21 protein-coding genes and 1 pseudogene are annotated in these 25,027 nt (G+C 37.4%); 12 read left to right on the forward strand and 10 right to left on the reverse strand.

What is annotated here, in order from left to right; all coding sequences use genetic code 11:
* Window positions 1–105 precede the first annotated feature (105 nt).
* Window positions 106–1,089 carry a lysophospholipid acyltransferase family protein gene (locus tag WA249_RS07480; RefSeq protein WP_336167523.1) on the forward strand — a complete coding sequence of 328 codons (984 nt, stop codon included), beginning with the start codon at window positions 106–108 and terminating at the stop codon, window positions 1,087–1,089.
* On the opposite strand, the gene WA249_RS07485 is transcribed toward WA249_RS07480, so the two are convergent.
* The 3 genes from WA249_RS07485 to WA249_RS07495 all read right to left on the reverse strand — a co-directional run bounded on the left by WA249_RS07485 (window position 1,042) and on the right by WA249_RS07495 (window position 5,472).
* Window positions 1,042–3,474 carry a DNA internalization-related competence protein ComEC/Rec2 gene (locus WA249_RS07485; RefSeq protein ID WP_336167525.1) on the reverse strand — a complete coding sequence of 811 codons (2,433 nt, stop codon included), beginning with the start codon at window positions 3,472–3,474 and terminating at the stop codon, window positions 1,042–1,044. The two genes, WA249_RS07480 and WA249_RS07485, sit on opposite strands and share 48 nt — an antisense overlap.
* An 83-nt stretch (window positions 3,475–3,557) precedes the next feature.
* The gene (lolD, locus tag WA249_RS07490; protein WP_336167527.1) at window positions 3,558–4,244 is read right to left on the reverse strand and encodes a lipoprotein-releasing ABC transporter ATP-binding protein LolD; all 687 of its coding nucleotides are present in this window, start codon (window positions 4,242–4,244) and stop codon (window positions 3,558–3,560) included.
* Window positions 4,237–5,472, reverse strand: coding sequence for a lipoprotein-releasing ABC transporter permease subunit (locus tag WA249_RS07495; RefSeq protein WP_199964763.1), 1,236 nt, complete (start codon window positions 5,470–5,472; stop codon window positions 4,237–4,239). The genes lolD and WA249_RS07495 overlap by 8 nt, the downstream gene beginning before the upstream one ends.
* A 149-nt stretch (window positions 5,473–5,621) precedes the next feature.
* Here WA249_RS07495 and WA249_RS07500 point away from each other — a divergent pair.
* Window positions 5,622–5,702: pseudogene (locus tag WA249_RS07500) on the forward strand (PilZ domain-containing protein); the annotation flags it as partial.
* Between the two features lie 29 nt (window positions 5,703–5,731).
* Here the strand turns inward: WA249_RS07500 and WA249_RS07505 are convergent.
* Window positions 5,732–6,640: a DMT family transporter gene (locus tag WA249_RS07505; protein ID WP_336167530.1), complete on the reverse strand. Its 909-nt coding sequence runs from the start codon at window positions 6,638–6,640 to the stop codon at window positions 5,732–5,734.
* A 7-nt stretch (window positions 6,641–6,647) separates the two neighbouring features.
* Window positions 6,648–7,136, reverse strand: a complete 489-nt coding sequence (locus WA249_RS07510) for a YaiI/YqxD family protein (RefSeq protein WP_080645660.1) — start codon at window positions 7,134–7,136, stop codon at window positions 6,648–6,650.
* A 247-nt stretch (window positions 7,137–7,383) separates the two neighbouring features.
* Between WA249_RS07510 and WA249_RS07515 the strand changes: the two genes are divergently transcribed.
* Together WA249_RS07515 and WA249_RS07520 are read left to right on the forward strand one after the other, a co-directional pair.
* Window positions 7,384–8,325: a hypothetical protein gene (locus tag WA249_RS07515; RefSeq protein ID WP_336167533.1), complete on the forward strand. Its 942-nt coding sequence runs from the start codon at window positions 7,384–7,386 to the stop codon at window positions 8,323–8,325.
* 33 nt (window positions 8,326–8,358) lie between these two features.
* On the forward strand, window positions 8,359–8,505 hold the full coding sequence (locus WA249_RS07520; RefSeq protein WP_171061988.1) for a hypothetical protein: 147 nt from the start codon (window positions 8,359–8,361) through the stop codon (window positions 8,503–8,505).
* A gap of 57 nt (window positions 8,506–8,562) precedes the next feature.
* Here the strand turns inward: WA249_RS07520 and serC are convergent, their stop codons facing one another.
* Window positions 8,563–9,642: a 3-phosphoserine/phosphohydroxythreonine transaminase gene (gene serC, locus WA249_RS07525; protein WP_336167535.1), complete on the reverse strand. Its 1,080-nt coding sequence runs from the start codon at window positions 9,640–9,642 to the stop codon at window positions 8,563–8,565.
* 386 nt (window positions 9,643–10,028) lie between these two features.
* Between serC and WA249_RS07530 the strand changes: the two genes are divergently transcribed.
* The 8 genes from WA249_RS07530 to WA249_RS07565 all read left to right on the forward strand — a co-directional run bounded on the left by WA249_RS07530 (window position 10,029) and on the right by WA249_RS07565 (window position 18,941).
* Complete coding sequence (locus tag WA249_RS07530; RefSeq protein WP_336167537.1) at window positions 10,029–11,516, forward strand: TolC family protein; 1,488 nt, start codon at window positions 10,029–10,031, stop codon at window positions 11,514–11,516.
* Between the two features lie 12 nt (window positions 11,517–11,528).
* Window positions 11,529–12,650: an HlyD family secretion protein gene (locus WA249_RS07535; protein ID WP_336167539.1), complete on the forward strand. Its 1,122-nt coding sequence runs from the start codon at window positions 11,529–11,531 to the stop codon at window positions 12,648–12,650.
* A 3-nt stretch (window positions 12,651–12,653) separates the two neighbouring features.
* Entirely contained in the window at window positions 12,654–13,781 is a 1,128-nt protein-coding gene (locus tag WA249_RS07540; RefSeq protein ID WP_336167541.1) for an ABC transporter permease, read from the forward strand.
* Entirely contained in the window at window positions 13,781–14,872 is a 1,092-nt protein-coding gene (locus WA249_RS07545) for an A1S_2622 family ABC transporter permease subunit (RefSeq protein ID WP_336167542.1), read from the forward strand. Before WA249_RS07540 ends, WA249_RS07545 begins: the two co-directional genes overlap by 1 nt.
* A gap of 259 nt (window positions 14,873–15,131) precedes the next feature.
* Window positions 15,132–15,926: a ChbG/HpnK family deacetylase gene (locus WA249_RS07550; RefSeq protein WP_336167544.1), complete on the forward strand. Its 795-nt coding sequence runs from the start codon at window positions 15,132–15,134 to the stop codon at window positions 15,924–15,926.
* A complete protein-coding gene (locus tag WA249_RS07555) occupies window positions 15,923–16,903 on the forward strand; it encodes a glycosyltransferase family 2 protein (protein WP_336167546.1) in 981 nt (326 codons plus the stop codon). Before WA249_RS07550 ends, WA249_RS07555 begins: the two co-directional genes overlap by 4 nt.
* 1 nt (window position 16,904) lies before the next feature.
* Window positions 16,905–17,285, forward strand: coding sequence for a GtrA family protein (locus tag WA249_RS07560; RefSeq protein WP_336167548.1), 381 nt, complete (start codon window positions 16,905–16,907; stop codon window positions 17,283–17,285).
* Between the two features lie 9 nt (window positions 17,286–17,294).
* The gene (locus WA249_RS07565) at window positions 17,295–18,941 is read left to right on the forward strand and encodes an ArnT family glycosyltransferase (RefSeq protein ID WP_336167550.1); all 1,647 of its coding nucleotides are present in this window, start codon (window positions 17,295–17,297) and stop codon (window positions 18,939–18,941) included.
* 55 nt (window positions 18,942–18,996) lie between these two features.
* Here WA249_RS07565 and gyrA read toward each other — a convergent pair whose 3' ends face one another.
* The 4 genes from gyrA to WA249_RS07585 form a co-directional block, all read right to left on the reverse strand.
* Complete coding sequence (gene gyrA, locus WA249_RS07570) at window positions 18,997–21,711, reverse strand: DNA gyrase subunit A (RefSeq protein WP_336167552.1); 2,715 nt, start codon at window positions 21,709–21,711, stop codon at window positions 18,997–18,999.
* 415 nt (window positions 21,712–22,126) lie between these two features.
* A complete protein-coding gene (locus tag WA249_RS07575) occupies window positions 22,127–23,086 on the reverse strand; it encodes an MBL fold metallo-hydrolase (RefSeq protein ID WP_336167554.1) in 960 nt (319 codons plus the stop codon).
* Window positions 23,087–23,176: 90 nt separating this feature from the next.
* On the reverse strand, window positions 23,177–24,019 hold the full coding sequence (locus tag WA249_RS07580) for an AraC family transcriptional regulator (protein ID WP_336167556.1): 843 nt from the start codon (window positions 24,017–24,019) through the stop codon (window positions 23,177–23,179).
* Window positions 24,020–24,094: 75 nt separating this feature from the next.
* Window positions 24,095–25,027, reverse strand: a complete 933-nt coding sequence (locus WA249_RS07585) for an electron transfer flavoprotein subunit alpha/FixB family protein (protein WP_004790587.1) — start codon at window positions 25,025–25,027, stop codon at window positions 24,095–24,097.

Consider the following 25,027-nt stretch of genomic DNA (forward strand, 5'->3'; position numbering starts at 1 on the left):
GATGTCATTATATACGTTGATTTGATAAAAACTGTCTAAATAATATGATTTCATTTATAATAATTTTATCTTTTTTTTATTATTGCTCCCTTTTCCCCGCGATAGATGACCAAATTAGATGCAAAAAGTATGACCTATTATCTACTCAAAACGTTTAGCCGCTACCCAATTAAATTTGGACGTTGTATTGCTCGTATGTTGGCAGGATTAATCAATACTTTAAAAATTACTAAAACATCAAAAAGTATAGAACTAAACTTACGAATTGCCCTTCCGCATTTAACGCCGCAGCAGCGAATAGAGCTTATGCAAAAAGCTATTCGTAACGAACTAACCTCATACTTTGAATTTTTAAGTATTTGGGGATCATCAAATAGTAAGAATATCGAAAGAATTCACCATATTGAAGGTGAACATTACTATCACGAAGCGCTTGCAGCAAAAAAAGGGCTTGTCATGATTATCCCCCATTTTGGTACATGGGAAATCTTGAATGCTTGGTGTTCACAGTTCACTTCAATGACAATTTTATACAAGCCTGTAAAAAATGAAGATGCGAACTGTTTTGTTCGAGATGCACGCAGTCGTGAACAAGCCAACTTGGTTCCTACTGATGAAAGTGGCGTAAGACAAATTTTTAAAGCTTTAAAACAAGGTCAAACTACCGCAATTTTACCTGACCATACGCCCAACGTCGGCGGCAGTATGATCAATTATTTTGGTGTTCCACTTGCCTCAAGCAATTTGAGCGCCAAGCTCATCCAAAAAACTAAAGCAAAAGCTTTATTCATGTATGCAATTCGTAACGAAAATGATGGCTTTACGATGCACATTGAACCTATGGATGAGAAGATCTACGAAGGTAGTGCAGATGATGGAACATTTGTCATTCACCAAGCTATTGAACAACTTATCCAGCGCTATCCAGAGCATTACCACTGGAGTTATAAACGTTTTAAAGCCAACCCTGCTTTAGATAACATTTATAATATTGATCCAGCTGAAGCTCTTCAAATTGTGACTAAGCTGAAAGCAGAAGCTTCACAAAGCTCTGTGAAGCCAAGTACGCTCGAAACGTCGAGTGTATAAAATCATTTGATGATGCTGAGATACAAAACTTAATGTTCCTTGCTCAACGGTGCTTTTAAATGGAATATTAAGTTCTTGTATTCTCGCTAAGACTTCTTTGCTTGGATGACCATATCGGTTATTAAATCCCGCAGAGGCAACAACCAGCTTCGGATTTAAAGTCACTAAAAAATCATAGGCTGAACTATGTTTACTACCATGATGACCTAATACCAAAACATCTACTTTTAAATCAGGATATTCTTTTATCAGTTGATATTCTGCTTCCCATCCCGCATCCCCCATAATTAAATAATTTTGATAACCCTTTACCTGTTTTAAATGAATATAAACGACACAAGAATATTCATTTTGGTTAAAAGAAACTAAATTTAAATCATTTTCTTTGGGCCAAAGTATCTCAATATCTAACTGTGGATATTGCCATTTTTGCCCTTGATGACAATAGGTAAATGGTTCTTTCACCTGCTGTGTCCATAGCTGATTTGATATGACTTGTTTAATAGGAAAAGTCTGAGCGATAAAAGGAAATGCCCCACTATGATCTTGGTCAAGATGAGATAACACCACGTGATCTAGTTGTTTAATACCTTTCTGACGTAAATATGGAATTACTACATTTTGCCCAATACTAAAGGCTTTCTCGTCATAAGAACCACCCGTATCAATTAACCACGTCTGCTCTGGGTGTTGTAGAAAAATCGCTTGTCCTTGGCCTACATCTATAATATTTAATTGGATTTGCTGAGAGGTTTTATTCGGAATAACTAAGGGTAAACAACAGATAAGTCCCCAAAATTTCGGTAAAAATCCACGTGGTAAAAATAAAATAATAATTGCACAGCTTAAACCTAACAAAGCCAGTGGTGTCAGGCTAAAACCTTGCAACGGTAGAGATAACTTCTCTAAAAAACTAAAACATGTCAGCACTATGCTGAGCAAAATATCATTAATCTGAAAGAGTGCATTTCCAAGTGAATTAAAAATAAGCCACATACAAGCAGCAAAAATATTCAAAGGAACAATAATTCCTCCTAGCAAAGGAACTGCAATAATATTTGTGAGCGGTGCAATCCATGAAATTTGTTGAAAGAAAATCAACATTAAAGGACATAGGGCGATAAATATTTTGCCCTGAGATTCAATTAGGGTTTTGCTTAAAAGAATTATTCTAGATAGCAGACTCAATGAGGCAAGATTTTGAGTCTGTACTATGGTTTGATAAATGCGTAATAAAATAAAGCAAGAACCATAAGAGAGCCAAAAACCTGCCGATAAAACACTAAATGGGTCGAAAAGTAAAAGTAGACTTGCGCTGTAAACCAAGAGTGAAAATGGCTTAACAGGCAGTTTGACTAACAATAAAAAGGCAAATAAGAATACTGAAAGTAAAGTTCTTAAAGCTGGAATTTCAAAGCCTACAAAAGCTGTATAAATCAAAACCCCAAAACATAATGGAATCATTGCCAATATTTGCTTGGGTTGCCACAAATAAATCCGAGGATAATAACGTCGTACTAATTGATGTAAACCCCAAGACAACATGATGGCAAAAATGAGGACATGAGGCCCTGAAATGGCCAACAAATGAGAGATTCCTAACTGTTTAAATTGATTTTTAGTGTCTTCATTTAAAAGACTTTCGTCCCCAGTCAGAAGTGCTAATAACAATCCTTTATTTTGAAAGGGAGATTTTTTTAGCATTAATCTAAACTCTAGACGGAGCTTTTCTATATTTAATTGTTGCCTAGTAAAAAACTTTTGTTGCTGTTGTAAATGATTTTGATAACCCAACCGATAAATTTCATCAGAGCTTAAAGGCTCAATATGCTGAACACTGAAACCTGACATTATATTTCGTTGAATGAACCATTGTTCCTGATCAAAAGCTCCTGATACTGCGTAACTATGGGCAGGTCTGGTTTTACCGGAAATTCGATAGTAGTGGCCTAATTGTAATTTTGGACCATCTATTAATGCGTTCTCATTTTCATTTTTTAAATATAACAACCAATTCACAACATGGGATGACCGCCCTAGAACCTGAGCGACTTGCTGTGTCTTATTATCTTTTTCTTCACTTATTCGATCTATATAAACAACAATGTCTAAAGACTCAGGTTGCATCTCCCGTAGTTGTAATCTTTCATTTAAGGCATGCTGAGCATATTGATGACCTATAATAAAAAGACTTAGACCACAGATTAAACAATAAACTGCTTTTAATATGGGACGATTTACAACGATATGCTGCTTAAAAATATAAAAAATAAAGCTGATAAAGAGCAGAACTTTACCAATCCAACCATATTGCATTATTAGCGGAAGATCTATTCCCATGAATGCAATACCACTAACCCACCCCACTAAAATAAGCTTTAACATTTAAAATCATATCGTTATCTTTTTAGGGGCAAAATTAAAGCCCAACTGAGTGGGCTTTAACAATGTGATTTAATGACAATTTTTTAAGAACCGCTGACCCAAAGACCATCTTCCATATGTAAGATTGAATCTGCTGCCTGAGCCAACTGTTCATCATGAGTCACTATCAGCATAGCCATGTTGAGTTCTTTCTTAAGATCAGTCAGTAATTCAAAAATACCTAGAGCTGTTTTACGATCGAGGTTTCCTGTAGGTTCATCGGCCAAAACAACCGCAGGTTGAGTGACCAAAGCACGAGCCAAAGCAACACGTTGGCGCTCACCGCCTGAAAGCTCACCTGGCTGGTGATCCATACGATGAGATAATCCCACTCGGTCTAGTAAATATTCAGCTTGTGCTTTTACCGATTTGTATTGGCTATCTGGTCGAAGCATAAGTGGCATTGCAACATTTTCAAGCGCAGTAAACTCAGGTAACAAATGGTGAAATTGATAAACAAAACCAAGGTATTTGTTACGTTGAAAACCACGCTCGGATTCACCTAAATTATCAAAACGCTGACCATTTAAAAATACTTGCCCTTGCGTTGGTTGCTCTAGGCCACCTAGCGCATGAAGTAAAGTACTTTTACCTGAACCACTCGCACCAACAATCGAAACAAACTGCCCAGCTTCAACTTGTAAAGAAAGACCTTTAATGACTTCAACCTTAGATTTACCATCATCAAAATGTTTGTAGATATCTTTTGCTTCTAAAACAATTTTACTCATAACGCAGTGCCTCGGCAGGTTGAACTTTGGCCGCACGAAGTGCCGGATAAATAGTTGCCAAGAAGCTGAGAAGTAAAGACACAGTCACAATAATCGTCACATCTTGCCATCTTAAATAAGAAGGTAGGTAATGCACAAAGTAAGCATCAAATAAATTTAAACCTAACACATTGTTAAACCATGAAATGATATCACTAATGGTTAAAGCCAAAATTACACCTAAAACCGTACCTGCAACTGTCCCAATCACACCAATGACAGTACCTTGCACCATAAAGATTTTAGTGATCATCGATGGTGAAGCGCCTAATGTACGCAAAATAGCAATATCTGATTTTTTATCTGTTACAACCATAACCAATGACGAAACGATATTAAATGCTGCAACAACAATGATAAGTACAAGTAACAAACCAACGAGTGTTTTTTCCATTTGAATGGCATTAAACAGATTGCCATGCGTATAGGTCCAGTTCGTTGCGTAGAAATTGCTTGGTAAACTTTTTACTAAGTCATCTGCAACTTTTGGAGCGGCAAAAATATCATCTAGTTTTAAACGGACACCTTGAGCACCATCTGGTAAGCGTAATAGTGTTGACGCATCATAGAGAGCGATATAGCCCACCATAGAGTCAACTTCGGCACCTACACTAAAAATCCCCACTACTTTAAAACGCTTGAAACGAGGTACTACACCCGCTGGAGATGGCGTTGCTTCAGGTAAAACCAATGTCACACTGTCATTTAGACGCAAGCCTAATGAATCGGCCATATCTTTACCAAGAACAATACCAAACTCACCCTTTTTAAGTGAGTCTAAGCTACCAGCAACAATATGATTTTGAATAATAGACACATTCTTTTCATATTTTGGGTCAATACCCGTCACCATAATACCAGCGACTTGCCCTTGCGCGGTTAACATACCTTGCAATTGGGTAAAAGGTGCAACCCCAGTTACATGTGGATGATGTTCAACTCGTTTTACCAGTTCAGGCCAATCCGTAAGGATTTGTGTAGATGAAACTGTCGCTTGCGGCACCATTCCCAAAACACGGTTTTTCAATTCGCGATCGAAACCGTTCATCACAGAAAGTACCGTAATCAGTACAGCGACACCTAGTGTCAAACCGATCATCGAAACCAATGCAATAAAAGAAATAAAATGATTACTGCGTCTTGCGCGAGTATATCTCAACCCTATATACAGTGAGATTGGTTTAAACATACCTTCTAAATCCAAGGTGATTGATGGGAAATAGCAGATGCTAAAGTCAAATTACATCGACATCTACTATTTGGCCATATCGTTAGATGCTGTATTAAGGTTTAAAAATCAGTAAGTTCTGACCTTTCCTTAACAATCCTAATATTATATTGCTGCGCTATTTTCTACTACTTAAGTTGGGAGATCAATTTGATCATGCATTTCGCTACGAATTAGAACAATTTAATGAATAAGCTCAACAAATTACCCAAATCTTCTCCTATTTAGACTTAATATGTCGGACAAAATTTCGATTTGCCTGAATGTCTTTATAGAAATATAAAAATAGTCCAAACAAGATAATTAAAGCCCCCACAAAAACCATAATCGAAAGCTGTTCGTGGTTTAAAGCAGCTCCAATCATCATCGCTAACATTGGCGTAATTACAGTCGTTAAAGATAAAGTCGTTGCCTGAATATTTTGTATAAGTTTGAAATAACAAAACATGGCGACTAATGAAGCCATAAGTACCGTATAAATTAAGGCAAATAAAGATTTAGCTTCTGGAAAATGTGTCGGTGCATACTGCCAAATAAATGGAATAAGACAACTCGCCAAAATTGAAGAGACTAAAATAGAGCCGGTTGCTTGAGCCATAGGCTGAATCTGTGCATTAACTTTCTTAACCCAGAAAATTGAAAAAGAATAAACAAACACACTGATCAGCATAAGGACTATACCAAACGGATGCACATGCTGATTTGCGCCATTAAAACAAATAATAGCTAAACCGCTAACTGCAATCGCCATACCTAGCCATTGCAACTTATAGAGTTGCTGACCAAATGCGAACCGACCAATTAGTCCGGCCATAATAGGCGCTAAACCAAACATAAGCGCGATCATGCCTGAACTTAAATATTGAGTAGCCGCATAGGTAAAAATTTGAGAGCCAATTAAACTAAAAGATCCGGCAACATAGCTATGAATTGCTTGTCGATGAGTCGGAAAAGGTGTTCTTAAAATCAGTAATATGGTCACGGCCAAAGGCAATGCAATAAAAAAGCGTAACAACAATGCCCACATAAGATGTAAATCAGACACACTCCAAACAATGGCCAATGGAGTGGTTGCCCAAATGAACACTAACAAGGCATAGGTTAAAGCCAAATTGGTTTGCGATGGCATGCGATGCTCACTTAGCTGCTTTACGTTTTTGCTTTAAAATTGTTTGATCTAATGCACTCGAAAATTCACGCTTATCCCGCTCTGAAATAGGTGGCGGTCCACCCGTTTGCACACCCGCGCCACGAAGCGTATCCATGAAATCACGTAGATGTAACCGCGCTTTAACATTAGCAGTTGTATAAACCTCACCTCGGGGATGAATAGCCACGCCACCCTTTTCAATGACTTGAGCCGCTAGTGGAATATCTTGCGTAATAACAATGTCATTTTCAATCATGCGATCGACTATTTCTTTGTCGGCCTGATCTGCACCACTTAAAACCTGTATTGATTTGATGCGAACAGAAGGCGTAATACCAACATTTTGATTAGCAACAAAAATAACTTCTAACTGATAACGATCTGATGCGCGCAAAATCACTTCACGTAATATTCTTGGTAAGGCGTCTGCGTCTACCCATAGTTTAAATGGCAGCACGTTATTCTCTATTTCCACTAAAAATATAAGTCTAACAGATGCTTTTCTAAGGTGAATAGTAATAAACATTAAACTTATTTTTAATTTGGTATTTAAGTTTTCTTAAGAGTCAGATCTACCTTTTCTTTTGTAAATAGAAGCAATATCTATCTTTAAATGACTAAATATGTGCTTTTACAAGAGAATTTACACATGGTGACTTGAAAAATAGTAAACACCCTCGATTTAATATAACAAGTAATGTGAACCCAACAGCATCGTGCTTATGAAAAATCAAAACAGTCCAGAAGTAATTAAAGTAAATGACCAAAATTTTGGTAGTCATGGCGAACATTGGAATCTATTGACGTCCCATCCTGAAACAGATGTACCAAAATGGTTAGGACTAGCACTTGATGCACCCGTAATGCCAATGGGCTTATGCGAACATGAAGAAGATATGGATCAATCTTTTTGGTTGATCCAAGGCCCACAAAACCAAAAAGTTACAATCAACCAGATTATTGCAGTTGAAAATCAGAAACCTCGCGCACTCAAAACAGCCTTTCCAAGTTTTGAAAGTCCATATCAATATAATGCGAAAATTGAACGTATCATTACTTGTGACTCTGCGACACAAGCTGTTTTAAGTTTAAAACTAAATAAAGATACAACGGTTTATGCATTTGATAATTTATTTAGTGTTAACGCTTGTCAATATGACAAAACTAAAGACTATCAAGTTCAATTTAATGCATGGGCTTATGAATTAGAACCAGTTCCAGCGGGCGAAAAAATTGTTGTTGATGACCCAGCTTCAATTAAACATCACCGTGCATTAAATGCGATTTTAACTGAACATAATGGTATTGCTCCTGAAAATTTACAGGAACTCATTAATGAGTGGCAACCAAAAACTCCAGAAGATCAAGAACCTGTAACCGTTGATTTTTCTAAAATGGTCGCTTATTTATATGGCGAAAACCTTGGTCAAGAAGATGAAGCATGGTTCCAAGGTAATATTGTTGGCAAAACTTCTATGACATTTATGGGGGTAGAATATACCCTTTATGATGTTACTTTGGTTTTAGAAGATGATCTTCCTGCCATATTAGTGCGCATTGCAACCAAAAACGATTTGTATAAAAACTTTAATATTGGCGAATATATTCGCGGTAATATCTGGATTCAGGCGACTATTTGTGCTAAAAAGGGTGAAACTAATTGAATTTCACTAATATTTTAATAATTAGGTTATTGAATGAAGATTATACCCGAACAAACCACCAGCCTCATTCAATCTAGTAGCCTGCGCATAAAGGTCGATACTGGTGCGTTTTGCTTTTTTGTATTGGGTATGTTCTTAGCGGCCATATTCATGCACCAATTTGGTTTAGTGCCTTTTTAATTCATAATTTATTCAAAAATAAAGCCCTCATTTGAGGGCTTTATTTATTTGATTTGCTTAACCATTACGTTTTGCAAAATCATCCATAAAGCTAATTAAAGCCTGTACGCCTTCTAATGGAACAGCATTATAAATACTTGCACGCATACCACCTACAGAACGATGCCCAGCTAAATTCAACAAATGGTTTGCTTCCGCTTCTTTTAAGAATTGCTTGTCTAAAGCTTCATCTGCCAAGGTAAACGGTACATTCATAATTGAACGGTTCGGAATTGCAATCGGGTTATTATAGAAATCGCTTGAGTCGATATAACCATATAATGATTGAGCTTTTTCAAGGTTAACCTTATGGATAGCATCTACCCCACCCTGCTCTAACAACCACTCAAATACCAAACCAGACAAATACCAAGCGTAAGTCGATGGTGTATTAACCATAGAACCATTTTTGGCTTGGTCACCATATTTTAAAATGCTTGGAATTTCTGGTTTAGCTTGATCAAGTAAGTCATCACGAATAATGACAATTGTTAAACCAGCAGGACCAATATTTTTTTGTGCGCCAGCATAGATCAAACCAAACTTGGTCACATCTAATGGAGCAGATAAAATACTTGATGAATAGTCACAAACGAGTGGAGCTTTTACATCAGGAATTCCTGCGAACTGTAAGCCACCAATTGTTTCATTATCTGCATAATGTACATAGGCTGCGTCGGCAGACAAATTCCATTCGCTTTGCTCAGAAATTGCGAACTTGCCATCGATTTTAATGCCAGCATTTACAACATTAATGTCGCCATAACGCTTTGCTTCTTTTAACGCTTTTTCAGACCAGATGCCAGTATCAATATAATCAGCTTTACTGTTCTTACCCAAAAGGTTTAAAGGAATCGCAGAAAATTGTAATGACGCACCGCCTTGTAAAAACAGTACTTTATAGTTTTCTGGAATATTCATTAACTTGCGTAAATCTGCTTCAGCTTTTTCAGCCACAGCAACATAGTCAGCACTACGGTGACTCATTTCCATGATGGATAGACCTTTACCTTGCCAATCCAACAATTCTTGTTGAGCTTTTTCTAAAACGGCAGTAGGTAATGCAGCAGGACCAGCACAGAAATTGTACGCGCGCATGATTTTTCCCTTGTATAAAGTCAAACACAATAAAAATGGCATTTAACCACAGATTGCTTAAGCTTGCAGCAGCTTCTCAAGTAAATATTTCAATGCTGGACTGTATTTAGGTTTATTTTTTCAATTACTGTTGTTGTTATTTCCTCACTTTTAATGACCGTCTTTCAAATTTAAAAAGATTTTTAAGCAAAAAGATCAACTTGACTTGTGATTATAATTTCACATACCTTGAGAGGTATTACAAAAATATTGGCTTAGTAATATTCAATAATTAAAGGAGCTAAAATCAAAATGTTTTTATACAAATGTATAATAAACAATATGATAATTGAATTTAATAACAAGAAATTTAAACTATAAGGGATGCCCAAAAATTGTTATTTAAAATGCCAGTACATCGATACAAACAGTCTATTTTTCCATTTTCATTTAAACCAAAACATCTTGCTTTGGCTTTAGGCCTTTTTTTTACTGATCATTTATATGCTCAAAGTTTAAGTTATGCAGAAGCAGAACAACAAGCTTTAAAAATTTCATATAGTACTCAAGCTAATCAAGCATTACAGCAAGCATCTCAATTAGAAGCTGAAGCAGTCAAAGGACTCGGATTACCTCGAGTTGATTTAAATGTCAGAGCCTATGCTTTTCATAGTGAAACCGATGTACCTCTTGGTTCTTTTAAACAAAAACTTGAGAATGATTTAAGCCAAGGATTCAACGATAAACTTTCGCAGTGGAACAATGTCATTCCATCGGATGTGCTGGGACAAGTTCAAGAAGGCGCAAATCAAACTATCCATGACGGTATAAACCGATTTCCAGATTATGCGAATCTGACTATTGAAGATCAGGTTGTACGCCCTTCTATTTCGGTCGTTATGCCACTCTATACAGGTGGCTTAACCAGCAGTGCAAAAAAACTAGCAAATATTCAAGCACAGCGCTCGGAGCTTTCAAGTCAACAACAACAAGATATACAGCGATTTGAAGTGGTACAAAGCTATTTTAATGTTCAATTACAGCAGCAGTTGGTAGCGAGCAGCTTATTTAACTTTAATGCAATGCAAAAACATTACAGCAATGCCCTCAAGCTCGAACAACAAGGATTTATTAGTAAAGGGCAACGCATGCAGTTTGAAGTTGCGCGTAATAATGCAGAACGTACTTTACAAAACACTCAAGCCAACTTAAATGCCAGTCGCTTTAGTCTGAATAATCTTTTACATGAACAAAATAATATAGATTTAAGTACACCATTATTTGTAAACAACACGCCAAGCCAAACTCTAGAATCACTTTTAACCAGTTATTCGCAAAAATCTAGCCTTGTACAAAAAATGCAGATGGATACTCAACTGGCTAATGTAAATATTCAAGCTCAGGAAGCTGCAAAAAAACCAAGTCTTTTTGCCTTTGGTGAGTATGCTCTTGATAAAAATGAAAACTGGATTGTCGGTGTAATGGCAAAATACAACCTCTTTTCAGGTGTAGATAAAAATAAGAATATTCACGCTGCCGAATTAAAGCGCTATGCCTCTGAACTCCTGACTGAACGCACTAAACAAGAGATTGAAGGTCTTTTAAATAAGTCATATAACGAACTCAACTCTGCTCAGCAAAGCCACCAACTCTTACAAAGAAACGTAAATGCCGCTCAAGAAAACTTACGTATTCAAGAACTTTCTTTTCGTGAAGGAATGGGTACAGCAACTCAAGTGATTGATGCACAAAATGCATTAAGTGCGTTAAAAACTGAAATGGCTTTAAATGCTTATAAATATGTCATGTCACTCGCAACTTTACTACAAAGTCACGGCTCAATTGACCAGTTTAAAGCTTACGTTAATCAACCACATACTGACTATATTCGTTAAGGGGAGTACAAAATGAATCAAGACTCAGCTCATTCAGAACAAGATACTCCTGTTGCGAATACGGCAGAAACTAGCCAAGTTCAAAAAGATGATCAAGCTAGTGATAAGCAAGAATCAAGTACAAATAAAAGTGACTCCAAACCACCTAAAAATTCAAAAATTAAACTGATTATTGGTGTAATCATTATTGCACTATTAGGTTTAATTATTTTTGGTTTGTGGAAAAGTTATCAGCCTAAACCTATTGAACTACAAGGTCGGGTTGAAGCCGAAACTATTCACGTAAGTACAAAAGTTCCGAGTCGTATTGAAGAAGTTTATGTACAAGAAGGCCAGAAAATTTCAAAAGGTCAGCCATTGGTTCGTTTGGTTAGCCCGGAAATAGAAGCTAAGAAGCAACAAGCCTTGGCAGCTTTACAATCAGCTTTAGCATTTCAATCTACGGTAGACCGCGGTTCTCAACAAGAAAATATCGATACTCTTTATGCCAACTGGCAAAGCACGAAAGCGCAAGCAAACCTTGCAAAAACTACTTATCAACGCGGTGAAAATTTATATAAACAAGGTGTCATTTCGCGTCAAAGACGAGATGAAATGCTCGCAGCACAAACTTCTGCCCAAGAATTAAGTGAAGCCTCTTATCAACAATATGCACGTGCAAAACGAGGTAGTACGAGTCAGCAAAAATCTACAGCAGATGCACAGGTTGAAATTGCAAAAGCAGCTGTAGGTGAAGCAAAAGCGTTAGAGGAAGAAACACGTTTACTATCCCCTATTTCAGGTACGGTTTCAAAAACTTATGGTAAACCTTCTGAATTAGTCGCTATGGGTGTACCTGTTGTCAGCATTTTAGAAGATGATGATTTATGGGTAAGTTTAAACGTAGGTGAAAATCAATATGCCTCTGTTTATAAAAATAAAACCCTTAAAGGATTCATTCCAGCACTTAATCAAAATGTGAATTTTAAAATTAAGAATATTGATGCTGAAGGTGAATTTGCCACTATAAAAACTACTCGCCAAACTGGAGGCTATGATATTCGTAGCTTTAAACTTCATCTTGTACCTGAAAAACCAGTGCAAGATTTAAAAGTGGGTATGAGTGTTCTATTTAAAATTAAAGAAGAAAAATAACTTATGTTTGCCAGTATATTACGCGAACTAAACTATCTAAAAAGCAATAAATGGGATTTGTGCATGGTGACACTTATCCCTGCTTTTATCATTTTTTTGTTTAGCAGCATGTTTTACGCAGGTAAAGCTGAACATTTACCCATTGCCATTATTGACCAGGACCAAAGTGAACTCAGCCGCAATATTGAAAAGTATCTTTCGTTGAATCATACGGTAGATATTAAAACAATTACGGCAAGCCCTACTGAAGCTGAACAGTTACTGAATGAAACCAAAATCTGGGGTTATGTTTTCATTCCGGACGGCGCTGAAAAGCGCTTTGTGAAAGCGCAAGATGCTCAAATCAGCATTGCTTTTAACCAGTCTTTCTTTAGCGTGGGAAATACGATTTCTTCAGCAATGCTGGTAAGTACCCTCAATGCTTTAGCAGACTATGCAGGCCAAAGTTATCTTGCAAATAATATCCCCTATTTAGATGTACCTACTGCGCATGTCAAAATCTCAACACTCTATAACCCCAGCATGAGCTATGAGTTTTATTTAGAACCCTTCATGGTTCCAGCCGTTTTGCATCTATTGTTATGTTGCTGTGTTGCCTTTGCTATTGGACAAGAACTTAAACGTGGCACATTAACCACTTGGGTAAACCGAGAAAGTTTTATTCAAGGCTTATTGGCTAAAAATTTGCTCTATAGCCTTATTTTTTGTTTTTGGACATGGCTCTGGATGTTTTGGCTCGTTGAAATACGCGGTTGGTTCGTAGCAGGTTCTCTTAGTTTATTACTATGCGCACAGTTTCTACTTTATTTTGCCTATGCATTAATTAGTAGTACGGTCATTCTTGCCACTAAAAACTTAAGCAAAACTTTTGGCTTTATTGCCGTTTATGGTGGGTCTTCTTTAAGTTTTGCAGGCGTTACACTACCTTTGAATAATGCTCCTATTTTTACCAAATTTTGGTCACTTATTATTCCCTATACACCTTATGCCAAACTACAAACTGAACAATGGGTCATTGGAAGTCCACTTTTCATTTCAATGACTCCTTTTTTAATACTGATTGGCTACTGCCTTATTTACTTCTTTTTAAGTTCTCTACTGCTTAAAAAATTAATTCGGGGAGCAATTTAATGAAAGATTTTTTTAAGGCTTATGGGCAAACATTTAAAGATATAGTAAGTAACAGTTCAGTTTTCACAACTCTCATTTTATCAGTCATTCTTTATAGTTTTTTTTATCCAACTGCCTATAAAGCCGAACGTGCCGAATCAATTCCTATTATAATAGTTGATGAAGAGCAAAGCCTCTTAACGTCTCAATTAATCGGTCAAAGTGCAAATAGTCCGCATGTTCATATTATTACTGTTACAAGTAATTTCTTACAAGCGGAACAAATGGTTCGTGAACAAAAAGCCGATGGTATTTTACTATTACCAAGCAACTTAACGCAGAGCCTACGCCGAGGAGAAACAGGCGGAATTGGCTTATACTTAAGTACAACCAACTTTTTAAAAACTAAAGAAATTGGTTTAGGCTTAGCTACATCCATTGAAGCTACCTTAAAAGAATATATCAAAAAATTTGGAGAGCGAACACACTTTCAACCAGCCCTTTCTATTCATCAAGTCCCTTTGTTTAACCCCCTTTCAGGCTATGGAAGTTATATTTTTCCAGCTGTTGCCTCTTTAATTATCCATCAAACCATTGTGTTAGGTTTAGCGATGCTAATAGCAAGCTACCGTGAACAACACCAAAAAATTACAGGTGTTCGCTTTGCTGGAATTTTTGCAAGTATATTTACCATTGGCTGTTTAGGATGTTTTTATCTCTTTGGTTTTACCTTGTGGTTCAATGACTATCCACATGGTGGTAATTTTATTGGTTTACTCATTGCTGCTCCTATTTTTATTAGTTGTGTGATTGGATTGGGCATGTTGATCGGTTCACTTTTAGATATACCAGAACGTGCCGGACATATTATTGTGTTTAGCTCAGTACCTTTATTTTTATTAACTGGAGCTGCCTGGCCTCATCAAGCAATGCCCGAGTGGCTACAATGGTTTGCTTGGTGTTTACCGTCTACACATGGTGTGCAAATGTTCGTACAACTGAATCAGATGGGCGTTCCATTAACTACAGTTGTTCCAAAATTAATTTTTCTTGCAACAATTGGAGTTATTTTTTTAATGATGGCGTATTCACGCTTAAAAGTAACAAAATAAAGTGATGTACTTACTAAAGTGCATAAATTATATTTTTATTTACTATAGAATCTGATAGTTAAAGCTTATCTTTTTTAAATAATTGACCTATTTTTTTAAAAAAAATAAATAAATTCAATATATTAATTTGTATCAATTGTCATAAAACATTAAGAAAACTTTAAGTTGAAATTAAGAAAATTTCTCCATAGTAAATAGTATAGTTTTTCAGCAGCTACGCAGAGTATTCTGCAATTCTGCCCTATGACGGAATCTGGATATGGCAAAGGTGTGTTATTGCGCAGATGACTTTGCAATGAATGCAGAAATATCTGATGCAATTATTCAATTAATTGAACAAGGTGCACTTCAAGCAACCTCATGTATGACCCAATCTGATTTATGGGAAACTGCTGCTGCCAAATTAAAACCTTTTAGCGATCAAATTGATATTGGTTTACATTTAAATCTTACCCACGCTTTCAGTTCAGATAACACTGTTTTTTCTTTACCCATGCTTATTTTAAGAGCATGGTCTTCAAGCCTCAACCGCGACTTAATCACTCAATGTATTGAAGAGCAATGGGACTTATTTGTTTCCGTCATGGGAAAACAACCAGACTTTATTGATGGACATCAACATATTCATCAATTTCCATTTATACGTGATATTTTGCTGCAATTGCTAAAAGAGAAAAATTTCACGGGTTGGATTCGAAATTTACAACGCCCTATCGATCTCCCCCATTATCGTTTTAAAACTCGTGTGCTCTCTGCACTTGGGTCTAATTCTTTAGCAAAAGCATGCCAGACATATCACTTTAATCAAAATGATCAATTTGCTGGCATCTATGATTTTAAGCAGACTGATTATAGCGAACTCAATCAATATTGGCTTGCAAATGCAAAAGACCATTTACTGATTATGTGCCATCCAGCACGTGCAGAATCAAATGATCAAGATCCGATTCAGCATGCCCGAATACAAGAATATGAATACTTCAGTTCGGATCAGTTCCAAATTGATTGCCAGCACTATGGCATCCAGCTCACCAGACTAGGGGCAATGCAATGACTACAAAACCTTTTTTATCCTGCGTTGTTCCAGCCTATAACGAAGCAGAAAATTTAAAAACATTTATTCCTGCTTTGGCAAATAGTCTAAAACAACAAAATCTTAGCTATGAAATTATTGTAGTAGATGATGGTAGTAAAGACGATACCATTCCAATTTTACAAACAATGATTGATGATTATCCCTTAGTTGTGCTTGAACTTTCGCGGAACTTTGGTAAAGAAGCAGCTTTAAGTGCTGGTTTAGATCATGTGACAGGTGAAGTTGCACTACTGATTGATGCTGACTTTCAACATCCATTTGAAGCAATTCCAACCATGATTAACCTTTGGAAAAATGGTTATGACATGGTATATGGCATTCGTAATCGTACCACTGAATCTTGGCTCAAACGTGTTTTAACCCAAGGTTACTATCGTATATTAAACTTAAGCTCACCTATCGATATTCCAGAAAGTGCTGGTGATTTTCGTCTATTAGATGCGAAAGTTGTTGAAGCAATTAAACAATTGCCAGAAAAAAATCGCTATATGAAAGGTCTATATGCTTGGGTTGGTTTTAAAAGTATAGGTGTTAATTTTTCTGAACAAGAGCGTCAACATGGCCGTTCTAGCTTTAACATCAAATCTCTTTCTAGCTTGGCAATGTCTGGTTTAACAGGTTTTTCAGATTTACCTTTACGCCTCTGTATTTATTTTGGTGCCTTCCTAGCCTTAGGTGCTATGGGTTATGGTATATGGATCATCCTTAAGACGTTGATTGAGGGAGTTTCGGTTCCTGGGTGGGCAACACTTGCAGCGGGCATGACATTACTTGGTGGTATACAGTTGTTATTCCTTGGTATTGTTGGTGAATATGTAGGTCGAATTTATGCGGAAGTAAAAAATAGACCAAAATATATTGTTGCAACCGAACATTCTCGTATTAAACAAGAAAAAACTATCACAAAACCGGAAAATACTTTCTCTAATTTATAACATGTTTGCTCATATTCTTCAGCTTGCGCGGTTTACCACTACTGGGGCCGCAGCAGCACTTACTCACTATAGTGTAGTCATGCTTCTTTTTCAGAAGCATGTCGCACTTCAATATGCCAATTTACTCGCATTTCTACTCGCCTATTGGGTGAGCTATTTCGGGCATCGCATTTTTACTTTTAAAGCACAACATCTTGCTCATCGACAAACATTACCAAAATTTACTTTAGTCGCTGGAATAGGTTTTTTATTCAATGAGAGTTTTCTCTTACTTTCAAACCTCTATTTCAATGTACCTGTATCAACATTGGTTTGTGTGGCTATTGTCCTGACTTCAATTGTGACTTTTTTGCTTAACCGTTTTTTTGCATTTCAACATTAAGGATTGTGTATGCAGCAATGGCTTCGTAATTCCAAATTTTTATTATTTTTTTTACCGTGTTGGTTACTTCTTCTTTCCTGGATAAGACCGCTATCTGTACCTGATGAAGGCCGGTATGGCGATATTAGTCGGGCTATGGTCGAATCTGGAGATTGGTTAACTCCACGAATCGATAGTTTGCCATTTATGCATAAACCCCCTTTATTACATTGGTTAAGTTCTATTTTTATGGAGCTTTTTGGTGTACATGTATGGGTGTTGAGATTAGTTCCTGTACTCGCTGGCACACTTATGCTCGTCAGCCTATTCTTATTTGTAAAAAAGCATATTTCAGAAGGTGTAGCCCAGCTTACTGTTATTATTTTAGCCACTAACCTGCTTTTTTTTGGTAGTAGCCAATATATTAACCATGATTTACTACTAGCATCTTGGATTACAATTAGTGTTTTATGTTTTGCTGATTTCACCATTTCTGGTCGTAAACCTATTTTATTTTTAGGTTATGTCGCTGGTGCAGCTGCCTTTCTAAGTAAAGGTCTAATCGGTGTTCTCATTCCAGGCATGATCCTGTTGCCGTGGTTACTCTACACTAAACAGTGGAAGAAAATACCTTCACTTCTTAATCCATTGGCTATTTTGCTATTTTTACTCATTGTTAGTCCATGGCTGTACGCAGTACAAAGTAAATATCCTCAATTTTTACATTACTTCTTTATCGACCAACAATTTAGTCGATTTAGTTCAAAAGAATTTAATAATAAGCAGCCGTGGTGCTTCTATCTGCTTATTTTATTTGTCAGTTTTTTACCCTGGTTTTTTGCGAGTAGATTTGAGTCTATTAAGACCATCTTTAAAGATTATAAGCAATCTGGTGTATTTGCCCTGCTTGTATGGTGGTTTATTTCTGTCACGGTTTTCTTCTCTATTCCACCTTCTAAACTAGCCGGCTATATTTTACCTGCTGTACCACCCCTTGCTATTTTCTTGGCACTTGTGATTAACAAGGTTCTTGAAAGTAACCATAGAACCAAATTACAAGTTTGGGGTACGCCTGTATTTATTATGCTTCTTGGGATTGGCATTGTTGCTACGCCACATTTTATTCGCGCAAATCAGCCTTTTTTCCAACATGAAGCTGTATTCATTTATACCATTGGCACCCTGTTAATTGTGCTCCCACTGGTTTTGTTATGGTTATATAAAAAGCAGAAAGTGAGCTATTTAAACTATATTTTTATGAGTTTAATTGTTCTATGTAGCGCTGTTCCTTTTGCTGTTCGTATTTTAGATACCAAAAATAATGTGGGCCAAACAGATTTTGCCGAGTACATAACCCCATCTACAAAAATAGTTTTCTACAATTACTATTTCTATGATGTGCCATTCCTTTTACAGCTTAAACAGCCTGTATATATTGTGAATGAATGGGATTCTGTTCATTCAGATAGCGCTTCTTTAGAAATTAAAGATGGATTGTTATTTGAACCTCAACTTAAAAAGTATTTGTGGAGCGAACACCAACTTCAAGATGCTTTATCTCAAAAGCAAGATTTGATTGTTGTAAGCCAACCTAATAATTTTGCAACTAAAGCCCCATCAGTAAAGACTTTGCATTACCGCAATTATGATGTATTTATTTTCCATTCAGCAAAATAAATACATCAGAAATAAAAAAAGGAAGCCTCAGCTTCCTTTTTTATTTTAAAACGTTTTACTCTTCAGAAGTATCTTCATTATTTGATACAGCTTCTTCGCTATCTGTTTCTGTAGTATCTACTTCGCCTTCAAGAAGCTCTTCATCATCTTCTACAGCTTCAATTGAAACTACACCCACCAGCTTTTCTTCTTCACTTAAACGAATCAGACGGACCCCTTGAGCATTACGGCCTGTCATTGCAACTTCTGCGGCACGAGTACGAACTAATGTACCACCGTCAGAAATAAGCAACAGTTCTTTGCTTTCATCAATAGATACTGCACCTACAAGCTCACCATTACGTTCACTTGTTTTAATTGCAATAACACCCTTACCGCCACGTTTTTTGGTTGGGAAGTCATTTACAGGAGTACGTTTACCATAACCATTGGCACTCGCACACAACACTTCACCCGTTTCAGGCACAACAACAAGCGATACGATGCGACTTACTACAGCTAAATCAGCTGAATCGTCGTTATCATCAGATTCATCATTTTCAACTTCTGCATCTTCTTCACTTAAAGTGTTGCTTGCAATGCTAACACGCATACCACGGACGCCTTTAGCAGTACGACCCATTGAACGCACGTCGGTTTCTGCAAAACGAATTGCCTTACCTTCATTCGAGAACAACATGATTTGCTGATTACCATCAGTAATCGCAACACCAATTAAGGTATCTTCTTCATTAAGTTCAATTGCACGTAAGCCATTTGAACGAATGTTGGCGAACTGCTCCAAATCAACACGTTTAACCGTACCTGAAGCTGTCGCCATAAATACGTAATGATTTTCTAGGAACTCTGTTAACGGCAAGATAGCAGTTACAGTTTCATTCGCATCTAAAGGTAACAAGTTTATAATCGGGCGGCCTTTTGCACCACGTGATGCTTGAGGCACTTCAAATACGCGAAGACGATACACTTTACCTACGTTAGTAAAGCACAGCACAGTCGCGTGGTTTGAAGCTACAATGAGATGTTGAATAAAGTCATCACTCTTCATTGAAGTTGCAGACTTACCACGTCCACCACGGCGCTGAGCCTGATAGTCTGAAAGTGGTTGAGTTTTTGCGTAACCTGTTTGTGAAACCGTTAATACAACTTGTTCTTCAGGAATTAAATCTTCACGACTGAAATCAATACGCGATTCAATAATTTCTGTACGACGTCCATCACCATACTGTTGCAGTACTTGTGCTAACTCTTCACGAATCACAGCCATCAATAAATTGAAATCATTAAGAATTGCCGTAAGTTCAGCAATTTGACCTAAAATTTCAGTATATTCTGCATGTAACTTATCTTGTTCAAGACCCGTTAAACGATGTAAACGCAATTCTAAAATTGCACCCACTTGCGTTGGGGATAAACGGTAAATTGCTTCAGTTAAGCCAAATGGACGATCTGGGTTTTCACCTTCGATTTCATCTGGGCGTACAGAAATAGCACCAGCTTTTTCGAGTAGAGAAACGACACCACCGCCAGCCCACTCACCTACAAGCAAACGCTCACGCGCTTCACTTGGGTTAGCAGAGGTTTTAATGGTTTCAATAATTTCGTCAATATTGGCTAAGGCAACGGTTAAGCCTTCCAAGATATGGCCACGTTCACGTGCTTTACGCAATTCAAACATGGTACGGCGTGTCACGACTTCTTGGCGGTGACGAATAAATGCCGCAATAATATCTTTCAGATTCATCAATTTTGGTTGTCCGTTGTCAAGACAAACCATGTTGATGCTGAATGAGTTTTCAAGCTGTGTATTTAAGAATAAGTTATTTACGATGACTTCTGCGTTTTCACCGCGTTTCAAGTCAATCGCAATACGCATACCGTCTTTGTCAGACTCATCACGAAGCTCTGAAATCCCTTCAAGTTTTTTCTCTTTAACTAACTCGGCAATACGCTCAATAACTCTTGCCTTGTTGACTTGATATGGAATTTCAGTAAAGACGATGGTTATACGACCTGTCTTTGCATCTTCTTCGAAATGGTACTTACCACGAATGTGTAGTCGACCTTTACCCGTACGGTAAGCATCAACAATACCTGATTTACCATAAATAATACCGCCTGTAGGGAAATCAGGACCAGTAATATATTCCATCAATCCTTCAATCGAGATATTCGGATTGTCGGCATAGGCTAAACATGCATTCACAACTTCTGTCATGTTGTGTGGTGCCATGTTGGTTGCCATACCAACAGCAATACCAGCAGCACCATTAATTAACAAGTTTGGAACACGTGTCGGAACCACCTGAGGAATACGCTCAGATCCGTCGTAGTTATCTTCCCAGTCAACAGTGTCTTTTTCTAGATCTGCAAGAAGTTCGTGCGCTAACTTAGTCATGCGGACTTCGGTATAACGCATTGCAGCTGCGCTATCACCATCAATCGAACCGAAGTTACCCTGACCATCTACCAATAAATAACGTAAGCTAAAGTCCTGAGCCATACGTACAATGGTTTCATAAACAGCTGAGTCACCATGAGGGTGATATTTACCGATTACGTCCCCAACAACACGTGCAGATTTCTTGTAGGCTTTGTTATAGTCATTGCCCAATTCGTGCATGGCAAATAGCACACGACGGTGAACAGGTTTCAGACCGTCTCTTACATCCGGCAATGCACGAGATACGATTACACTCATCGCGTAATCTAAATATGAATGCTTGAGTTCATCCTCAATGGCAATCGGTCGGATTTCCGATACGCTCATGCATACTCCTTCTTACAGATAGAAATTTCCATCTGCTTATATGTCTTGATCTTGCAAAAAATTTAGTTCCGAAAACTGAACTAAAATCGAAAAAAATATAGCTGTATAGTATAGCACAAACTGCTCGTTAACTGGGAGTTTAGCAATCTTAAAATAGCATTTTTTTACAATAAAAATTTCATTAGAATTAATAAGTTAAAATTAGAGAATTCTCGTTTTAAATGTATTTCTTAAAACTCAACAGTTCGACCAAAATATAGACAATACAAAAGTGCTCTCTTTAGAGCACTTTTCATCTATTCTTAAAAACAAAACTTAGTTTATTAGATAAAATAAATAATATTTAGCTTGAACATGCTTGTCTTGTTGCAAATCTATTATTCTTTTAACTTCACTAAATAGTAGGTTTGAAATGTCATTTTATAGGCCGATATTGAGCAGGAACCCACTGATATCCTTTTGAATCCTTACCAATGTGTCCAATGCCAGGAAAAGCAACATGTGCAGCCCCCACCCACCATTGGTTTTTATAGGCTTGCTCAAAAACACTTTTACGAACAGCTATAGCACGGTTCGAGTCAGTATCGGGCTTATAGCTTGCTTCAGGATAAGGAAACTGTACTGCACCATAATGTACAACATCACCAAGACCTAAAAACTTTTGACCGTTTTGTCCATCTACTAAATATGAAGAATGACCTTCAGTATGACCATGAGTAATAATGAGTTGAACATTTGGTACGTTAAAAGAGGTTTTGGTAAAAGCGACGAGTTGCCCAGCCTTTTGATATGGCTTCAATGCATCACGCGTCATTTTAAATATGGGCTTAAAAAAATCGGTAGCTTTTGCTTCATTCGCTGGCGATGTCCAAAAATCTACATCTTCTTTAGCCAGATAAACTTTCGCATTCGGATAAGCCATTTTGCCATCGAGTGTAATACCGCATAAATGATCAGGATGGGCATGTGTAATCAAGATGGTATCTATTTGTTCAGGCTGTACGCCTGCTTTCTTTAAATTTTCACGCACATGGCCCAAGGTTGGACCAAAACATTTTGCAGTACCAGCATCAATTAAAATATTTTGTGTGGGTGTTTGAACAAGATAGGCAGAGAAATCTGTGACAATCTGATTATGCTCATCTACAGGAACAAAGTTTTCTGCAAATAGTCGATTGGCTTTTTCAGCTGAAATACCCAATAAATCACTACGAGGTAATCCCAACTCGCCATCAAACAATGCCGTTACTTTAAGGTTTCCCACAGGTTGTAAAAAGTAGCCATCAACCTGATGTGCACTTGTATTCTTTTCAGCATATGTGAACGCACTAGCAGTGAATAGCAATAGTGCTGTAATTGATTTTAATGATTTCACAATAGAGTCCTTAATATTTTACTACTTCAACTCTATCGGCTTTTATTTCTTTAAATCGCTCAATAAGCTACACGAATCGCTCAAATTGAATCACTCAACAGCTAGCACAGCAGGATCTACACTATAACGCTGCATAAATCGTTCACGAAAAATAGCAACAGACTGGTATCCCGATTTCGCTGCAATGGTTTTCATAGGTAATTTTTTTGAATACAACAACTCAAGTGCATAAGTAAGACGTGCATGAGTAATCGTTTCTCTTAAGGATGTTTCTTCATGCTTAAGTTTACGGCGCAGTGTAGCACTGCTCAAACCTAGTCTCATTTCAAACTCATTAGATTGCCAATGATGCTGCGGATTCTCTATTACCCAATCATGAATGATTTTTGTCAGTTTAGGTGGCGGTACAATTAACACATCTGAACAATGCTGTTGGCATAACTGCACAAGTATAGAAGCAATACTTAAACGTGCTTTCACAAGATCATTATCAAACAAAGCTGACTGCCATTCAGCAAGAGGACTAGCAAAATCATCCATGGAAAATTTTAATATGGCCTCAGTTTTGTCTACAACCGGCTTAGCCCAAATCATCTGTGCAGCCTGAATCACTTCTTCACACATGGGCACAAGAATAGTTAAGTATTCACCCGTCACGGGATCTGGCTGATTAACTGCATCAATAATCGTATCGGGTTTTATAATATAGAGATCGCCGGCATTAAAATTGATTTGTTTTGTTTGAAGATTTAATTGTTGTTGCCCATATAAAATAAATCCCATGTGCAACTGGTTCACTTTAATATTTGACAGGCCATGCTGACTTTTCGACCGAATACACAAATAATCTCGTGCCATACCCGCTCTTGCCAATCTCACAAGTGATTGATGCAATTGATGAGCCTCTATGGAAGCAGAAAAATTGATATTCATAATGATGTTCTAAATAAAAACGCCCTTGGCTATTTATAGCACAAGGGCGTTTTTGAATAAGTGACAAGCTGTAAATTACAACTTGCTTACCAATTCTGGTACTACAGTGTTCAAATCACCAACTAACCAGTAGTCAGCAACACTGTTGATTGGCGCTTCTTCGTCTTTGTTGATTGCAACAATAACTTTAGAATCTTTCATACCAGCTAAATGCTGGATCGCACCAGAAATACCTACAGCAACGTAAAGGTCAGGCGCAACGATTTTACCAGTTTGACCCACTTGGAAGTCGTTAGGTACAAAGCCCGCATCAACTGCCGCACGTGAAGCACCTTGTGCTGCACCAAGCTTGTCAGCTAATGGATCAAGTACTTTATGGTAGTTCTCACCAGAACCTACACCACGACCACCAGAAACGACGATGCGAGCCGCCGTTAATTCTGGACGGTCAAGCTTAACGATTTCTTCAGATACAAAATGAGAAATACCTGCATCTTTCGCTTCACTTACTGCTTCAACCGCAGCAGAACCACCTTCAGCAGCTACTGGATCAAATGCTGTACCACGAACTGTACCCACAATGATTGCTTCGTCAGATTGAACAGTCGCAATCGCGTTACCTGCATAAATCGGACGCTTGAATGTATTCGCAGATTCAACAGAAATAATGTCTGTGATCATGCTTACATCAAGAAGCGCAGCAACACGTGGAAGAATGTTCTTACCAGTTGTTGTAGAAGCAGCTAATACGTATTTGTAACCTTTAGCTAAATCAGCAACTAAAGCAGCTACGTTTTCAGCTAACTGGTTTGCATAAGCAGCATTGTCAGCAAGTAAAACCTTGCTTACACCAGCAACTTTAGCAGCAGCATCAGCAACTGCCTGAGCACCAGAACCAGCAACTAATACAGTAATATCACCACCGATTTTTTGTGCTGCAGCAACAACGTTTAAAGTAGCACCGTTAAGTACTTGGTTGTTGTGATCAGCGATAACTAAAATACTCAT

Origin of the sequence: Acinetobacter sp. 161(2023) (assembly GCF_037027805.1) — a bacterium.
GTDB lineage: Bacteria > Pseudomonadota > Gammaproteobacteria > Pseudomonadales > Moraxellaceae > Acinetobacter.

Excerpts from the sequence above, each read along its gene's own strand:
- WA249_RS07480 (WP_336167523.1), top strand. The coding sequence starts at position 106 with ATGACCAAATTAGATGCAAAAAGTATGACCTATTATCTACTCAAAACG.
- WA249_RS07485 (WP_336167525.1), bottom strand. The coding sequence starts at position 3,474 with ATGTTAAAGCTTATTTTAGTGGGGTGGGTTAGTGGTATTGCATTCATG.
- lolD (WP_336167527.1), bottom strand. The coding sequence starts at position 4,244 with ATGAGTAAAATTGTTTTAGAAGCAAAAGATATCTACAAACATTTTGAT.
- WA249_RS07495 (WP_199964763.1), bottom strand. The coding sequence starts at position 5,472 with ATGTTTAAACCAATCTCACTGTATATAGGGTTGAGATATACTCGCGCA.
- WA249_RS07505 (WP_336167530.1), bottom strand. The coding sequence starts at position 6,640 with ATGCCATCGCAAACCAATTTGGCTTTAACCTATGCCTTGTTAGTGTTC.
- WA249_RS07515 (WP_336167533.1), top strand. The coding sequence starts at position 7,384 with ATGAAAAATCAAAACAGTCCAGAAGTAATTAAAGTAAATGACCAAAAT.
- WA249_RS07520 (WP_171061988.1), top strand. The coding sequence starts at position 8,359 with ATGAAGATTATACCCGAACAAACCACCAGCCTCATTCAATCTAGTAGC.
- serC (WP_336167535.1), bottom strand. The coding sequence starts at position 9,642 with ATGCGCGCGTACAATTTCTGTGCTGGTCCTGCTGCATTACCTACTGCC.
- WA249_RS07530 (WP_336167537.1), top strand. The coding sequence starts at position 10,029 with ATGCCAGTACATCGATACAAACAGTCTATTTTTCCATTTTCATTTAAA.
- WA249_RS07535 (WP_336167539.1), top strand. The coding sequence starts at position 11,529 with ATGAATCAAGACTCAGCTCATTCAGAACAAGATACTCCTGTTGCGAAT.
- WA249_RS07540 (WP_336167541.1), top strand. The coding sequence starts at position 12,654 with ATGTTTGCCAGTATATTACGCGAACTAAACTATCTAAAAAGCAATAAA.
- WA249_RS07545 (WP_336167542.1), top strand. The coding sequence starts at position 13,781 with ATGAAAGATTTTTTTAAGGCTTATGGGCAAACATTTAAAGATATAGTA.
- WA249_RS07550 (WP_336167544.1), top strand. The coding sequence starts at position 15,132 with ATGGCAAAGGTGTGTTATTGCGCAGATGACTTTGCAATGAATGCAGAA.
- WA249_RS07555 (WP_336167546.1), top strand. The coding sequence starts at position 15,923 with ATGACTACAAAACCTTTTTTATCCTGCGTTGTTCCAGCCTATAACGAA.
- WA249_RS07560 (WP_336167548.1), top strand. The coding sequence starts at position 16,905 with ATGTTTGCTCATATTCTTCAGCTTGCGCGGTTTACCACTACTGGGGCC.
- WA249_RS07565 (WP_336167550.1), top strand. The coding sequence starts at position 17,295 with ATGCAGCAATGGCTTCGTAATTCCAAATTTTTATTATTTTTTTTACCG.
- gyrA (WP_336167552.1), bottom strand. The coding sequence starts at position 21,711 with ATGAGCGTATCGGAAATCCGACCGATTGCCATTGAGGATGAACTCAAG.
- WA249_RS07580 (WP_336167556.1), bottom strand. The coding sequence starts at position 24,019 with ATGAATATCAATTTTTCTGCTTCCATAGAGGCTCATCAATTGCATCAA.
- WA249_RS07585 (WP_004790587.1), bottom strand. The coding sequence starts at position 25,027 with ATGAGTATTTTAGTTATCGCTGATCACAACAACCAAGTACTTAACGGT.